General features: G+C 72.6%; 12 protein-coding genes and 1 pseudogene. 7 read left to right on the plus strand and 6 right to left on the minus strand.

What is annotated here, in order from left to right; genetic code table 11:
- Positions 1–859: 859 nt before the first annotated feature.
- The gene (locus M6G65_RS10610) at positions 860–4,168 is read left to right on the plus strand and encodes an apolipoprotein A1/A4/E domain-containing protein (protein ID WP_430929570.1); all 3,309 of its coding nucleotides are present in this window, start codon (positions 860–862) and stop codon (positions 4,166–4,168) included.
- A 105-nt stretch (positions 4,169–4,273) separates the two neighbouring features.
- Here M6G65_RS10610 and M6G65_RS10615 read toward each other — a convergent pair whose 3' ends face one another.
- The 3 genes from M6G65_RS10615 to M6G65_RS10625 form a co-directional block, all read right to left on the minus strand.
- Positions 4,274–4,714 (minus strand): DUF1489 family protein, encoded by a 441-nt coding sequence (locus M6G65_RS10615; RefSeq protein WP_238196639.1) that lies wholly within the window; start codon positions 4,712–4,714, stop codon positions 4,274–4,276.
- Positions 4,715–4,781: 67 nt separating this feature from the next.
- A complete protein-coding gene (locus tag M6G65_RS10620) occupies positions 4,782–5,789 on the minus strand; it encodes a hypothetical protein (protein WP_238196641.1) in 1,008 nt (335 codons plus the stop codon).
- A 439-nt stretch (positions 5,790–6,228) separates the two neighbouring features.
- Positions 6,229–6,969 carry a 3-oxoacyl-ACP reductase family protein gene (locus tag M6G65_RS10625; protein WP_238196642.1) on the minus strand — a complete coding sequence of 247 codons (741 nt, stop codon included), beginning with the start codon at positions 6,967–6,969 and terminating at the stop codon, positions 6,229–6,231.
- Positions 6,970–7,050: 81 nt separating this feature from the next.
- Here M6G65_RS10625 and M6G65_RS10630 point away from each other — a divergent pair, with 81 nt between their 5' ends.
- The 6 genes and pseudogenes from M6G65_RS10630 to M6G65_RS10655 all read left to right on the plus strand — a co-directional run bounded on the left by M6G65_RS10630 (position 7,051) and on the right by M6G65_RS10655 (position 13,003).
- Complete coding sequence (locus M6G65_RS10630; protein ID WP_238196643.1) at positions 7,051–7,701, plus strand: TetR/AcrR family transcriptional regulator; 651 nt, start codon at positions 7,051–7,053, stop codon at positions 7,699–7,701.
- 248 nt (positions 7,702–7,949) lie between these two features.
- Positions 7,950–9,107: an MFS transporter gene (locus M6G65_RS10635; RefSeq protein ID WP_238196644.1), complete on the plus strand. Its 1,158-nt coding sequence runs from the start codon at positions 7,950–7,952 to the stop codon at positions 9,105–9,107.
- Positions 9,108–9,175: 68 nt separating this feature from the next.
- Positions 9,176–10,321 (plus strand): annotated as a pseudogene (locus tag M6G65_RS10640) (ABC transporter permease); the annotation flags it as partial.
- A gap of 12 nt (positions 10,322–10,333) precedes the next feature.
- Positions 10,334–11,119, plus strand: a complete 786-nt coding sequence (locus M6G65_RS10645; RefSeq protein ID WP_238196645.1) for an ABC transporter ATP-binding protein — start codon at positions 10,334–10,336, stop codon at positions 11,117–11,119.
- A 98-nt stretch (positions 11,120–11,217) separates the two neighbouring features.
- Positions 11,218–12,300, plus strand: coding sequence for an MlaD family protein (locus M6G65_RS10650; protein ID WP_250103912.1), 1,083 nt, complete (start codon positions 11,218–11,220; stop codon positions 12,298–12,300).
- Positions 12,301–12,421: 121 nt separating this feature from the next.
- Positions 12,422–13,003 carry an ABC-type transport auxiliary lipoprotein family protein gene (locus M6G65_RS10655; RefSeq protein WP_238196647.1) on the plus strand — a complete coding sequence of 194 codons (582 nt, stop codon included), beginning with the start codon at positions 12,422–12,424 and terminating at the stop codon, positions 13,001–13,003.
- A gap of 7 nt (positions 13,004–13,010) precedes the next feature.
- Here the strand turns inward: M6G65_RS10655 and M6G65_RS10660 are convergent, their stop codons facing one another.
- From M6G65_RS10660 to thiE, 3 genes are all read right to left on the minus strand, one after another.
- Positions 13,011–13,637 carry a helix-turn-helix domain-containing protein gene (locus tag M6G65_RS10660; protein WP_192708382.1) on the minus strand — a complete coding sequence of 209 codons (627 nt, stop codon included), beginning with the start codon at positions 13,635–13,637 and terminating at the stop codon, positions 13,011–13,013.
- A 123-nt stretch (positions 13,638–13,760) separates the two neighbouring features.
- The gene (gene thiD / locus M6G65_RS10665; protein WP_238196648.1) at positions 13,761–14,576 is read right to left on the minus strand and encodes a bifunctional hydroxymethylpyrimidine kinase/phosphomethylpyrimidine kinase; all 816 of its coding nucleotides are present in this window, start codon (positions 14,574–14,576) and stop codon (positions 13,761–13,763) included.
- Positions 14,573–15,283, minus strand: coding sequence for a thiamine phosphate synthase (gene thiE / locus M6G65_RS10670; RefSeq protein WP_238196649.1), 711 nt, complete (start codon positions 15,281–15,283; stop codon positions 14,573–14,575). The genes thiD and thiE overlap by 4 nt, the downstream gene beginning before the upstream one ends.
- Positions 15,284–15,421: the final 138 nt, after the last annotated feature.

Raw genomic sequence — 15,421 nt, forward strand, 5'->3', positions numbered from 1 at the left:
AGAGCTTTGGCGTCCAGGCCTTCGAGGCGATCCGCCTCATCGAAGCCCGCACCCGTGCGGTCGACGAGGAGCTGGCTGGCCGGACCCGCGATCTCGTGGCGATGATCTCCGACCGGACCGGCGGCCTCGACGGCGCCATGGCCGAGCGCGTCCGCGCGCTCACGACGACCATCGCGGACTCCACCCGCGACCTGGAGGCGTCGCTGGCGGCCCGCACGGAGGCCCTCGTCCGGGAGGTCGACGAGCGCACGGAGAGCGCCAACGCGGCCCTCACGGCCCACACCGACGCCGTCCGCGCCGCCTTCTCGGAGCGCGCGGAACTCCTCGGCCGCCTCATCGACGAGCGCATCGCCGCCATGTCGGGCGAGCTCGACGAGAAGGGTCGGGCCGTGTTCGGGGCGATCGGCAGCCGGATCACCGAACTCGCCCGCCTGTTCGACCGCGGCGGCACGTCGCTCGCCGAGCTGATCGATCAGCGCGGTGAGAGTGTCTTGTCCAAGCTCCAGCAGACCATCGCGGATGCCGAGCGCATGCTCGATGCCGGCGAGGGCCGCCTGGGGCACACCCTCTCGAGCCGTACCGCCGATATCAGCGGCCTGCTCGATGACGGCGTACGCACGGTCCATACCCTGCTCGACGACCGCACCAACCAGATCCGCGTGATGCTGGACGACCACGCCGGCACCCTGGCAGCGACTCTCGACGGCCGCATGGGCCCGATCAACGAGGCGCTGGACGGCCGCGGCCGGCGCTGGTCGCCGCCCTGGAGGGCGCGTTCGGCACCGCGAACGGAGCCCTCGAGGACCGGACACGGCAGCTCGGCAGCCTGTTCGACGAGCGGCTGGGCACCCTGGAAGGCCTGGTCGAGGGGCGTGGCAACCGCCTCGCCGAGACGCTCAGCGCCCGGGCCCAATCCCTGCGCACCCTGTTCGAGGAGGCGCAATCCGCCCTCGACGCGGTGGTGGAGGGCGGCGGCGGCCGCTTCGCCGCCACGGTCGATGCCCGCATCCAGTCCCTGCGCGCGGTGCTGGAGGAGGCGCCTGCCGCTGTCTCCGCACTGGTCGAGACCCGTGAGCGCCAGCTCGCCGCGACCCTCGACGCCCGGACCCAGCGCCTCCAGACCCTGTTCGAGGAGGCCCAGACCGGCCTGCGCGAACTCGTGGACGGGCGCGGCCAGGAGGTCGCCGACGCCATCGCGGCCCGGACCGAGGGCCTGCGCACGACCCTCGACGCAGCGCCTGCCCAGATGGCCGACATGCTGGACACCCGTCTGGCGGACCTGCAGGGCCTGTTCGAGCGGGCGCAGGGCGAGATCGACCGGCTCGTGGACGGCCGCGGCCGTCAGATCGCCGGGACGATCGAGCACCGGACCCAGGCCCTCCAGGCGACGATCGAGAAGGTGAACCCGGCTATTGCGGGCCTGCTCGAGGAGCGCGAGACCCGCCTCGCCGAGACGCTCAAGGAGCGTTCGGGCGAACTGCAGGCCCTGTTCGAGCGGGTGCAGAACCGCCTCGGCACGATCGTCGAGGGCACCGGCCGCGACGTGTCCGAGCGGGTCGACGCGCGCATCGAGGCCCTGCGGTCGACGTTCGAGCAGGCGCGCACGGCGATTGAGGGGCTTCTGGAGGACCGCAGCCAGGCCCTGGTGGCGGCTGCCGAGGGCCGCACCGGCGCGCTGGTCGAGGTCTTCGATACCCGGCTGCGCGATCTCGACGGCATCGTCGAGGGCCGGACCGGCGCGCTGGTCGAGGCCTTCGACGCCCGGCTGCGCGACCTCGACGGCGTCGTGGAGGGTCGCACGGCGGCCCTGGCGCAGGCCGTGGAGGCGCAGAGCGAGGCCCTGGCCCGCGGCGTCGATGCCCGCGCCGACGCCTTCACCCAGCGCATCGACAGCCGCATGCGGCTGTTCGCGACCCTGGTGGCGCAGCGTGCCGACACGCTGGCCACTGCCTTCGACGATCGCCACGACGCCTTCGCGGGCCTCATGGACGAGCGCACGGCAGCCCTGGTCGCCGCCCTCGACGAGCGGGCGCGCGCCCATGCCGAACAGGTCGACGCCCACAACGCGGCGCTGGCCGAGACGCTCAGCCGCCGCGAGGCTGCCCTGGCGGGCCTGATCGATGCCCGCACCGAGGCCCTCGGGGCCGGGTTCGAGCGCCGTGCCACGGCCCTGGGCGCCCTGGTGGATTCCCGCGGCGAGGCCCTGTCGCGCCGCCTTGCGGAGAGTGCCGAGACCCTGGTCCGCGCCATCGAGGAGCGCGGCGGGGCGCTGCTCGCCAGTGTCGAGGGCAGCGGCCGCGCGGTCGGCGACAGCCTGGACGGCCATGTCGAGCGCCTGCGCACCGCGATCGACGGGCCGATGATGGACCTGTCCCGCGCCCTCGCGGACCGGGCCGAGGCGATCGAGCGGACGCTCGCCGAGACCGGCATGCCCCTGGCCGAGAGCCTGCGGGAGCGGACCGAGGAGCTGGCCGTGCAGTCCAGGGCTTCGGCCGAGCTGCTGCGCGCCGCCGTCGAGGACGGGGCGGGCCGCACCCTCTCGGAGCTGTTCGAGACCAACGACCGGATGGGCCGGGAGCTGGGCGCCCTGCTCCAGCGGATCGAGGCCGCCAACACCGCCCTCACCGAGCTCGTGGCCGGCGCCGACACCAATCTCGGCGCGATCGAGCAGGGCCTTGCGGGCCGGATCGAGCAGATCCAGGGCGCTCTGGAGCGCATCGCCGCCGAGACCGGCCGGGCGAGCGCGGGCGTCTCGTCTCAGGTCGAGTCCCTGCGCGGTGCCGCCGACGGCGCGCTGCGCGAGGCCGCCCGCTTGGCCGAGACCCTCGACGGTCGCGGCCGCTCGCTCGGCGAGCAGACCGCCGCCCATGTGGCGGCGCTCGACCGGGCCGCGGCCTCGCTGGCCGCGATCGAGGAGCGTCTGGGAACGGCCCTGTCGAGCCGCGAATCCGCGCTGACCCAGGCCATGAGCGCCCTCGAGGCGCGTGCCGCCGCCCTGGAGCAGAACGGCAGCGCTCTCGCGCAGACGATCGAGCAGACGCTGCGCGCGGCCGAGGAGCGCGCCCGCAGCGTGGGCGAGTCCCTGGCCCAGTCGGCCCAGGGCGCCGGCGCCTCGGTGACGAGCGCCTTCGCCGACCTCAAGGACAGCGCCAGCGCCGAGGGCGAGAAGGCCGCTCAGGGCGTCCGGCAGGCGATCGAGGAGGCGTCCCGCGAGATGCGCAGCGGCTTCCAGGAGGCCCAGGCCAGCTTCGGCGACTCCTTCTCGGCCCTGCGCGAGATGGCGGGCTCGATCCGCGGCGAGCTCGACGCGACCCGCGCCGAGCTGGCCAAGGGCGTGCTCGAACTGCCGCGCGAGACGCAGGACGCGACCGGCGAGATGCGCCGGGTCGTAGCCGACCAGATCAAGGCGCTCAACGAGCTCTCGTCCCTGGTCTCGCGCTCCGGCCGCAGCGTGGACGTCGCCCAGCCGCAGGCCCAGCGCCGGGCCGCCGAGGGCGGCAGCCGCGCCGCGGTGGCCGCGCCGGCCGGCCCGGTCGCCGCGGCGCCCCTCGCGCCTGCGGCCTCCGCCGCGCCGGCTCTGCCCGCCCCCGCGGCCGCACCGCGCGCGTCCGCGGCGGCCCCGGCCCGGAACGAGGCGGCGCGCCCGGCCGCCCCGGCCCGCACCGCCGGCCCGGCCCAGGCCGGGGACAAGCGCGGCTGGCTGTCCGACCTGCTAACCCGCGCCTCGCTGGACGACGACGAGGAGGCAGCCCCCGCCGCCGAGGCGCCGGTGACCGCGCAGGCGGGTCGTCGGGCCTCGCCCCCGGCCGCCGCGGAGACCGGACGGATCGCCCTCGACACGATCTCCACCGACATCGCCAAGATGATCGAGCATCGGACCGCGGTCGATCTGTGGGAACGCTACCGGCGCGGCGAGCCGAACCTGTTCGACCCGCGGATCTACACGCCGCAGGGCCGGGCGACCTTCGCGGAGATCCAGCGCCGCTACCGTTCGGATGCGGAGTTCCGCCGCAGCGTCGACCGCTACGTCAGCGAGTTCGAGCGCCTGCTCGGCGACGTGGTCAAGAACGACAGCGACGCCAAGCGGACCGACGCCTATCTCACCTCGGAGACTGGCAAGGTCTACACCATGCTGGCCCATGCCAGCGGGCGCTTCGACGGGGCGTAGGACCGATCCCGCCGGGGCCGTTCGCGGCGCCGGCGGGAGGCACGCCAACGGGAGAGACTTATCCCACCCTCCACCCATCCTGAGGGGCGGACGGGCGTATCTTGGTCACAGCAGGCCGAGGCCGACCAGCTCGCGCCGGAGGGCTTCCGGCATCTCGGCGAGATCGCCCGACGCCTCCGCCCCGAGATCGGCCGGCGCGTCGCCCGCCGTCAGGTAGCGCCAGCCCTGGAACGGCCGGTAGGGCCGGGGCGCCACCGGGACGAGGCGCGGATCGAAGACCAGCCGGCAGCGCGGGATCCCGTCCTCGCCGGTCAGCGGCTCGATCGCGGTGATCGCCTGCCGGCACGACAGGGTCCCGCGGATCACCCAGTAGATCGAGCCCTGTCCGGTGATCTCGCGGTGGCGCTTGGGCAGGGTCCGGGTGACGTGGAACGGCGCGGCCGTCCGGCCGTCCCGGAGGGCCTCCGCCAGGAACCGGGCCTGCCGCGCCTCGAGGTCGGCGATGGAGGCAGGTCCGACGCAGAGCTTGATCAGGTGCAGGGCCACGGACGCGCGTTCTCAGGTCTCTCGGCAGGGCGGCCCTGATAGCAGGGTCCGCGCCCCGGCGCGCCTGTCAGGCGAACAGGGCGAGCCGCTGCTCCGGCGACAGGGCCTCGATCTCGGCGAGGCTCAGCGCCGGCTCGTCCGATGCCGGGCCCGGCTCCGGGGCCGCCGCGACGAGGGCGGCCCAGTCGAGGACGGCGTCGTCCTCGGCCGGCGCGACCGCCTCGGTGACCGGGACCGGTCCGGGCTCGCCGACCGCGTCCTCAGTCGCGGGCTCGGCCCCGGCGACCGGCTCGGCGTCCGCCGCGCTGGCCACCGGCAGGAACACCAGATCCTCGTGGAGCGCCGGGCTCCCGGGCCGGGCCACGAGGGCGGCGGCCGTGACGGCCGGGACATCCATGCTGATGTAGCGGTCGATGTCGCTCTGGTTGAGATCGGACGGCTCGGCCTCCGCGCCGGTCGGCTTGACGCCGGGCAGGGGCGGGATGCGTTCCGCGTCGTTGCCCCAGATGGCGATCATCGCCGAGAGCCGGTCCTCAAGGTAGCGCAGCGTGTAGACGATGCGGGCGGTCCGCTGAGCGGTGAGGTCCTGGAACGAGCAGGCGGTGTAGATCGCGGTGGCGTGCCGGTCGAGGGCGTCGCAGGCCGACGCGTCGGCGCCGCGCTCGCGGAAGGTCCAGGCCGCCTCCTGGATCGCCTCGGCCGAGCCGAGGATGTCCGAGGTCGCCTGCTCGGTCTCGCGCACGATCGCGTCGAGGGCCAGGGACGCCTGCGTCAGGCGGGTCTGTTCAGTGTTTGTGGCGCTGATCGCCGCGATCTCGGCCTTGGTGCGGCTGATCGCGTCGGCCATGTCGACGAGGTTGCCGCGCAGGTTCCCGAAGGCCTCGTGGCCGCGATCCTCGGTGACGGTCCGCTCGAGGCGGGCGATTGCCCCGAGCAGCACCTCGGTCTCGGCGCCCCGGTTGCGGCGGGCGTGCTCGGCCAGGAACCACCGCCCGCGCTCGGTGGCGGAGATCGCCGCCTCGATGGTCTCGTACTCGGCCGAGGGGCTCGCGCTCAGGCTGGTGGAACCGGACATGAGCTTCCCTGAACGCGCAATGCAGGCACGGCCCGCGCAGGGCACGGTCCGGAAGCCCGCACTCTGCCAGGGCGCCTTTAACGGGCGCCTAACACTAAATTCTTGATGTGTTTACCGTTCGTCTCTTCGCGCGCGGTCCCGGGAGGGCCGTTCCGGATTGTCCGCAGCGCGCGGCCTTCGTCCGCCGCGACGCTGATCCGAGGTCATTCCACGGGACCCGTTGCCGAAATCGGATTTCGCGATCGGTCCCTTCCGAGCAGCCACGCGCGGGCGGCGCCGCCGCGCGACGGGGCGACGCTCGGTCTGGCCGCTCTCGACCCGGTGGTCTGAACGCGCCGGCTCACGACGCGACCGAGCGGGCCGCTCCATGTGGACGCGGAGCGGCAGAGTCCGAACCTACCCGAGGGAGCCCGAGAGGGGCCGCATCCGCTGAAGAGGCTCACGCGTTCGCCCCACCGTCGACCGTAATGGTGGTGCCGGTGATCTGGCGCGCGGCCGGGCTCGCCAGGAACGCCACCGCGGCCGCGATATCTTCGGGCTTCCCGTAATGGCCGAGCGCGGTCATCGCCCGCTGCATCTCGGATTGCTCGCCATCCGCCGGGTTCATGTCGGTGTCGGTCGATCCCGGCTGCACCAGGTTCACGGTGACGCCGCGCGGACCCAGTTCACGCGCCAGCCCGCGCGTGAACGAGAGCAAGGCCGATTTCGACATGGAGTAGACCGTCACGCCAGGGAACGGGACCCGCTCCCCGAGGCATGAGCCGATGGAGATGATCCGGCCGCCTTCCGAGAGGCGCGGGATGGCCGCCTGCGATGCCAGCACGACGGAGCGGACGTTGACGTCGAGGATGGCGTCGATGTCGGCGAGGCTCATCTCCGCAACCGGTCCGCCCCGGGCGATGCCGGCATTGTTGACGAGAATATCGAGCCCCCCGAGGCGCTCGGCCGCGTCATCGACCGATCGCTTCACCGCCGATGCGTCGGCGCTGTCGGCCTGGATGGCGATGGCGCGGCGGCCCTTCGCCTCAATGGCGCGCACGATGTCGGCCGCCCGGTCGGCGGAGCGCTCGTAGGTGATGGCGACATCCGCGCCTTGGTCGGCAAGCGCCAGAGCAATGGCGGCACCGATGCCGCGTGATGCGCCCGTCACCAGGGCGCGCTTGCCAGCCAGTTCGCTCATGCCTCAATCTTTCTGTAGTGAACGACACATAAACGGCTAGATGCGTTGCCGAGCTGGGTCAAGCGCTTTATATAGCGATCGATGCAGAAATCGTCGTCGCCGTCAGCCGAGGCCGCGCCCGCTCGTGGGCGCGGCCGGCCCCGGGCTTTCGACCGTGAGGCTGCTCTGGGGCAGGCGATGCGGTTGTTCTGGTACCGGGGCTTTGCCGCGACATCCATCTCGGATCTCACGGCGGCGATGGGGATCGGCTCGCCGAGCCTCTACGCGGCGTTCGGATCGAAGGAGGCACTCTACGCCGAGGCGTTGCGCCACTACGGTGAGCAATACGAGGCGATGGCCTGGGCCAACTTCGCTGCGGCACCGACCGCCCGCGCGGCCGTCGAGGCGCTCCTGATGGATTCGGCGGCTGCGCTCACAGGTTTCTGCGGGCGCGAGGAGCCGCTCGGATGCATGGTGACGCTGTCGGCGGCCGGCAGCGAAGGACACGCGGAACTCGGCGAATTGGTGCGGACGGCCCGTGCCGAAGGCCTCAAGAGGGTCGAGGCGCGGCTTCATCGCGCGGTCGCGGAGAACGAGTTCGGCGCCGCAGTCGACGTTCCCGCGCTCGCCCGCTTCGTGCTCACGGTGCAGAACGGCATGTCGCTCCAGGCCCGCGATGGTGCGAGCCGCGCGGAGCTTGAGGCCGTCGCCCAGCTCACGATGTTGGGGTGGGATGCGCGGGTCGGCCGCTGACGGTCGCCGATCGCTTCGGAGATCCCGCGGAAGCCGCTGACAGGCTGGTCCGGGCGCAGCGCTGCGGCGGGACCGGCGGCGGGTCTGTCCGCTTGCGCGCGCTGTGCGCTCGCCGGCATACGCCGTGCCTCCGGCTGCGAAAACGGATGCCGATGCTTTCAGCCCCTTGACGGGCTCCACGATAACGGGCGCTTACCGGTCGGGCGCCCCGACGCACCGCCCGTCCCAGCCCTCTCCCGAGACCCGCCTTGCTCCGCCCGTCCGGCCCGGCGCGCCTGTCGCTGCTCTACGCCGTCGTCTTCACCGAGATCGGCATCGCGATGCCGTTCATGCCGGTCTGGCTCGACGCGCTCGGCCTCGACGCCGCGGTGATCGGTGTGCTGCTCGCCCTGCCGATCGGCACGCGGATCGTCGCCACGGCCCCGCTCATGAGCCTGCTCGACCGCGGCCTCGGGCCGCGCCGGCTGATCATGCGGGGCAGCCTCGCGGTCGGCCTGACCTACGCGCTGATGCCCACCGCCGCCGGGATCGGCTGGCCCTGCCTCGCCGGGCTGGTGGTGCTCAACGCCGTGGCCGGCGCGCCGCTCGTGCCCTGCATCGACTACCTGACGCTGGCAGCCGTGCGCCGCGATGCCCGCCTCGCCTATTCGCGGATCCGGATGGCGGGCTCGGTCGCCTTCCTGCTGGCGAACCTCGCGGGCGGCCTCCTGCTGACGGCGCTGGGCGGCCGGCTCGCGGTGCCGCTGCTGCTGACCGGCCTGGCCCTGTCGGCCTCCCTGGTGGCCTGGCGCAGCCGCTCGGTGGCGGGCCTGCCGCAGGCGCCGGAGGGGGACGGACGGCCGCGTCTGCCGCGCGCGCTGTGGCTGTGCATTGGCGCCGCCGCCGCCATCCAGGCGAGCCACGGCGCGATCTACGGGTTCGGCAGCATCTACTGGACGAGCCAGGGCATCCCGGCGGCCTGGGTCGGATCGCTCTGGGCGACCGGCGTGCTCGCCGAGATCGTGCTGTTCGCCGCCATGCCGACCCTGCCTGCGCCCTGGCGCAGCCCGGTGCGGCTCCTCGCCCTCGGCGGGACCGCCGCGATCCTGCGGGCGGTCGGCATGTTCCTCTTCGGCGACCACCTCGCCACCCTGGTGCCGCTCCAGTGCCTGCACGGCCTGACCTTCGGGGCGACCCAGCTCGGGGCCATGGCGGCGGTCTCGGCCTACGCCCCGGACGGCGCCCGCGGGCGGGCACAGGGCACGCTCAGCGCGGTCAATGCCGGCATCTCCGTGGGCGCGACCCTGGTCAGCGGCCTCGCCTACCGGGCCGGCGGCCCCCTCGCCTTCCTGCTGATGGCGCCGCTGGCCGCGACCGGCCTCGGGCTCGCCGTCGCATCCGGACGGGCGGCCCGTCGCGCGGGGTGACGTTGGACACGCTTCATCAACCGTAATGTCGACATAACCACACGGCAGGGTGGTGCCTCGATCGAGGAGTGAGGGTCTTGCTGAGCGAGGGCACTGTTGCCGGCGCCGGGCTGCGGGACCGGCCGGCCGACGGCCGGCTGGCGCTCGATGGCCGCTGGACCGCCGACCAGGCACCGACCGTCGAGGCAACGGCCGCGCGCATCGCGGCGGCCGGCCGCGCCGGTCCGGTGGCGGTCGACCTGTCGGCGATCGAACGGCTCGACACGCTCGGTGCCTGGGTGCTGGAGCGGACCCGCGTCGAGATCGAGCAGGCGGGCAGCACCCTGACCTATCTCGGCGCCCGGCCGGAGCACCGCACCCTGCTCGGCGAGGTCCGGCTTCGCGAGCCCGACGCTCTGCCGCCGCGGCGGCACGGCCCGGTCGTCGGCCTGCTCGACGCCACAGGGCGCCAGACCGTGCGCGGCGGGCAGGAATTCGTCACCGCCCTCGCCTTCCTGGGCGAGCTGATCGCCGCCTGCGGGCGCGTCGCCCTGCGGCCCGGCACGTTCCGCGGCAACGCCCTGATCAATCAGATCCAGCAGGTGGCGCTCAACGGGACGCCGATCATCGTGCTGATCTCGTTCCTGGTCGGCGGCATCGTCGCCCAGCAGGGCATCTTCCAGCTCCAGCGCTTCGGCGCCCAGACCTTCGTGGTCAACCTGATCGGCCTGCTAATCCTGCGCGAGATGGGCGTGCTCCTGACCTCGATCATGGTCGCGGGCCGCTCCGGCTCGGCGATCACCGCCGAGATCGGCTCCATGCGCATGCGCGAGGAGGTCGATGCGCTCCGGGTCATGGGCCTCGACCCGGTCGAGATCCTGATCGTGCCGCGGGTCCTCGCCCTGATGATCGGCCTGCCGATGCTGACGCTGATCGGCGACCTGTCGGCGCTCGCGGGCGGCGGCCTCACCGCGATGCTCTACGGCGGGCTGACGCTCGACCAGTTCCTCGCCCGGCTCCAGGCGGCGGTCGGCGTCCACCACGTGATGGTCGGCCTGATCAAGGCGCCGTTCATGGCGCTGACCATCGGGGTGATCGCCACGATCGAGGGATTCGCCGTGGAGGGCTCGGCGGAATCCCTCGGCCGCCACGTCACCGCCTCGGTCGTGAAGTCCATCTTCATGGTCATCGTCCTCGATGGCCTGTTCGCGGTCTTCTTCGCCGCGATCGATTTTGAGACCGCCCCGATGGACGCCCCTCGCCCGATCATCCGCGTGCGCGACCTCGTGGTCGGCTTCCGCGACCGCAACATCCTGAAGGGTCTGAGCCTCGACATCCGGGCCGGCGAGATCCTGGGCTTCGTCGGGCCTTCGGGGCAGGGCAAGTCGGTCCTCACCCGGACGATCCTGGGCCTCAACCCGAAGCGGGCGGGCACGATCGAGGTGTTCGGCCGCAACGTCGATGAGCTGACCTACGCCGAGCGGCGGCGGATGGAGCAGCGCTGGGGCGTGCTGTTCCAGCAGGGGGCGCTGTTCTCGGCGCTGACCGTCAAGCAGAACATCCAGGTGCCGATGCGCGAGCACCTCAACCTGTCCGAGCGCCTGCTCGACGAGTTCGCCCGGCTCAAGATCGAGATGGTCGGCCTGAAGCCCGACGCCGCCGACAAGCTGCCCTCGGAGCTCTCCGGCGGCATGATCAAGCGCGCGGCGCTCGCCCGCTCCCTGGCCCTCGATCCCGAGATCCTGTTCCTCGACGAGCCGACTTCGGGCCTCGATCCGATCGGTGCCGGCGAGTTCGACGACCTCGTCTCAACCCTCAAGGAGACGCTGGGACTGACCGTCTTCATGGTCACTCACGACCTCGACAGCCTCTACACCGCCTGCGACCGCATCGCGGCGCTCGGCGACGGCCAGATCATCGCGGCCGGCACGATCGACGAGATGCTGGCGAGCGACCATCCCTGGCTGCGCTCGTACTTCCACGGCAAGCGCGCCCGGACCATCGCCACGGGCGGCACGGCCTTGCATGCCTGAGCGCCGCCCCACCCCAATCCCGCCCCGCTCCCGTCCGGGAGCCGGGGCCAGAGGCCCGGCCGGACTCCCTCCGCCGGGCAGAACCGCAGGCTGACCGCATGGAAACCCGCGCGAACTACGCCCTGATCGGGGCCTTCACCATCGCCGTCATCCTGGCGGGCTTCGGCACCGTGCTGTGGCTCTCCGGCGGCTCGTCGCGGCAGGTCAGCCAGACCGTCCGCATCGTCTTCTCGGGCTCGGTCGGCGGCCTGTCCCGCGGCTCAAGCGTGAACTTCAACGGCATCAAGGTCGGCGAGGTGACCGACATCCGCCTCGCGCCGCAGGACCCGCGCCGGGTACTCGCCCAGATCAAGGTCGAGCCCGCGACCCCGCTCCGGGCCGACACGCGCGCCCGCCTGGACTCGGCGATGCTGACCGGCGTCTCGGTGATCTCGCTCTCCGGCGGCAACGCCGACGCGCCGGTGCTGACGCCGATGGCCAACGGCGAGCCGCCGACGATCTTCGCCGATTCCTCCGACATGCAGGACATGATGGCGCTGGCCCGCCGTGTCGCGCAGCGGGCCGACGACATGCTGGCCCGCCTCGACCGGCTCGTCTCCGCCAACGAGGGCGCGATCAACCGCTCGCTCACCAACGTCGAGACCTTCTCGAAGACGCTGGCCGATGCCGGCCCGAACATCTCGGCCCTGGTCAAGGCGGTGGACGGGGTGAAGCTCGGCCACGTGATCGACAACGCCGACCGCTTCTCGGCGGCCCTGTCCAAGGCCAGCCCCGACATCGAGGCGGGCCTGCACGATGCCCGCTCGCTCGCCGCCAAGCTCAACGCCTCGGCCGACAAGATCGACGCGGTGCTCAACGGCGCGCAGGGCTTCCTGGGTTCCGCCTCCGGCCAGGAGGGCTCCAGCACCTTCGCGGAGATCCGCGCCGCCGCGATCTCGGTGCGCGACGCCGGCAAGGCGTTCCGGACCATGTCGGAGAACCTGGACAAGCGCACCGCCAGCATCTCGACGAATTTCGGCCGCCTGAGCGGCACCGGCCGTCGGGAGGTCGAGGCCCTCTCGGGCGACGGCCAGCGGACGCTGAGCACCCTCAACCGCACGGTGCGCAGCCTGGAGCGCGACCCGAGCCAAGTGATCTTCGGCGGCAAGCCATCGTTGCCGGAATACAACGGCAGCCGCTGAAAACGTGCGGATCCGGACGGATGTGTCCGGGCGCACGGCACAGATGCCAAAGCGGATTAGTTTTAACCGCACAGCTTATACAGCTCCGCCGCACGCCGGTGGGGCTTCTCAGGTTATGTGTATGGTCCGCTCGTCCCACATTGCCGCCGCTGCGCTGCTCGCCGCCCTTCTGGGCGGCTGCGGCGGCGGCGCGGTGCCCCTCACCTTCGACCTGGAGGCGCTGCCGCCGACAGGGCGGCCCGTCATGGCGGGCCGCTCGATCGCGGTCTCTGAACCCGTGGGGATCCAGCCCTTCGAGGCCGACCGGATCATCGTGCGCGAGAACGGCGGCGCGCTCTCCTTCCTGGGTGGCGGCCAGTGGGCCGACCGGCTGCCGCGCCTGATCCAGACGCGGATCATCCAGAGCCTGGAGAATTCCGGGCGGCTGCGCTCGGTGAGCCGGCCGGGCGACAAGGTCGTGGCCGATTATCAGCTGATCAGCGAGATCCGCGCCTTCGACGTCCAGGCCGGGACCGGCGAGGCGGTGGTCGACCTGTCGTTCAAGCTCGTGGCCGACGGCACCGGCAAGGTGACGGCCGCGCGGATCTTCACGGCCCGGGTGCCGGTGGCCAAGATCGATGCCGGCAACGGCGCCCGCGCCCTCGATCAGGCGCTGGTGACCGTGCTGGCCGATGTGGTGCGCTGGGTAAATACGGGGCGCTGAGGGCGCCTCACTCCATCACGGCAGCCTTCATGATCACCACCATGGTGGCGCGGGCCGGCCCCTCGGTGCAGCGCACGAGGTGGGGCCGGTCGCAGCGGTAGCGCAGGGTCTCGCCGGTCCGCGCGCGCTGCACGACGCCGCCGATCTCGACCTCGAACGCCCCCTCCGAAACCGACAGCGATTCCACCGAGCCGCGCTGGTGCGGGTCCGAGTCGAGGACGCCGCCGGGATCGGCCGTGACCTCGTACCATTGCAGCCACTCGATCGTCTTGAGCCAGCCGATGATCGCCAGCCGCACCTTGCCGTCCTCGGAGACCAGGATCGGCGTGTCCGCCCGCGAGGTCTTCTCGATGAACGGCTCCTCGTCGCCGGCTGCCAGAACCCGCTCGATGGACACGTCGAGGGCCTGGGACAGGCGCCAGATCGTCGCCAGCGTCGGGTTGGTCTCGTTGCGCTCGATCTGGCTGATGATCGACTTGGCCACGCCCGACTGCTCGGCCAGTTCCGAGAGCGAGAGATTGTAGGCCTTCCGCAGCCGCTGGATGGTCTTGCCGAGCTGCCCTGAGAGCGCTTGCGCCCCGGTCAGCAGGTCGCGCCCGCGCCCCCGTTCGGGCCGTTCCGCTTGGTCCTGCATCGTCACCGGTCCGTCTGCACCGTTCCGTTATCCGAACGATCGTACGCTTCTTCAAACGCAATCATCGCGCGGTTGCAAGGCGGATATGGCCGCGACAGGCGGAAAGCCGTGGTCTCGGTCGACCTACGGCCAGAGATTGTGGAAGTGGTGGACCGGCCCGTGTCCCGCTCCGATCGCCAGCCGGTCCGCCGCGGCGAGGGCGGCCGTGAGGTAGTCCTTGGCCGCCGCCACCGCCGCCGGCAGCGTCAGGCCCTGGGCGAGCCCGGCCGCGATCGCGGCCGAGAGGGTGCAGCCGGTACCGTGGGTGTTCGCCGTCGCGATCCGCGGCGCCGCCAGGGTGCGCAGGGTCCCGTCGGCCGTGACCAGGTGGTCGATGCTCTCGCGGCCGTGCCCGTGGCCGCCCTTGATCAGAACCGCCCGGGCGCCGAGGGCCACGAGGCGCCTGCCTTGAGCCACCGCGGTCGCCGCATCCTCGGCCACCGACTCGCCGAGCAGCACCGCCGCCTCCGGCAGGTTGGGGGTGATCAGGTCGGCCCGCGTCAGCAGCCGGTCGCGGAGAACCGCCACGGCCTCGTCGGCGATCAGCCGGTCGCCGCTGGTGGCCACCATCACAGGGTCGAGCACCACCGGGATCGTCCCGGCGTGACGGGCGAGGCCATCGGCGACCGCGGCGATCACCGCAATCCTGGACAGCATGCCGATCTTCACGGCCTTCACGGCGAGATCGGAGAACACGCTGTCGATCTGCCGGGTCACGAACTCCGCCGGCACGTCGTGGATGCCCTGGACGCCGAGGGTGTTCTGCGCGGTCAGCGCCGTGACGACGCTGGCGCCGTAGACCCCGAGCGCCGAGAAGGTCTTGAGATCCGCCTGGATTCCGGCGCCACCGCCGGAATCCGAGCCCGCGACGGTGACGGCGATCGGGACAGGTCCGCTCATCGTGCCTGCGCCCGGTTAGCCAGGGCGGCGTCGATCCGGGCGCGCAACGCCCGGGCGTGCTGCCGGACCGGCTCCGCACCGAACAGCGCGGTGATCACCGCAACGCCGTCCGCGCCCGCGGCGATCACGTCGGCGGCGTTCTCCAGGCCGATCCCCGCGATGGCACCGAGCGGCAGGCCCGCGCCCCGGGCGAGCCGGGCCCGGAAGGCGATGCTGGAAAAGCCCTCCAGGCCGACCGGCGGGTCGGGATTGTCCTTGCTGGTGGTGGCGAACACGCCGCCGATGCAGGCGTAGTCGACGGGCAGCCGGTACAGCTCGTCGGCCTGCGCTGCCTTCTTCACGGTGAGGCCGATGATCGCGCCCTCCCCGAGGAGGCGGCGCGCATCGGCCGGGTGAAGATCGCTCTGGCCGAGATGCACGCCATCCGCGCCGGCCGCCAGGGCGAGGTCGATCCGGTCGTTGACGAGCACCGGCACCCGGCCGCCCACCGCTTCCTGGATCGCCCGGATCCGCGCCAGGGCGGCGCGGGCATCCGGGATGTCCTTCTCGCGGTACTGCAGCAGGGTGCAGCCCCCCGCCACGGCTTCGGCGCCGAGCTGCGCCAGCCGCGCGCCGTCCGTGCCGCACACCCCGACGTCGAGCAGCCCGTACAGGCGCAGGTCGACCGGACGGCTCCCGCCCGCTGGCGCATTCGTGCTCGCTGGCATCGTCGTCGCTCGCCCCCGCCGGACCGGCCCTGCGCCGGCCCCGTGCCGGCCCTCTCGGGCGCCCCTGTTTGGGCAGGCCCCGCCGCCTTGGCAAGCGGACTTGGTCAGCGCCCCGGCGCGGCACCGTCATACGGTGGC

The organism is Methylobacterium tardum, assembly GCF_023546765.1.
Taxonomy (GTDB): Bacteria; Pseudomonadota; Alphaproteobacteria; order Rhizobiales; family Beijerinckiaceae; genus Methylobacterium; species Methylobacterium tardum.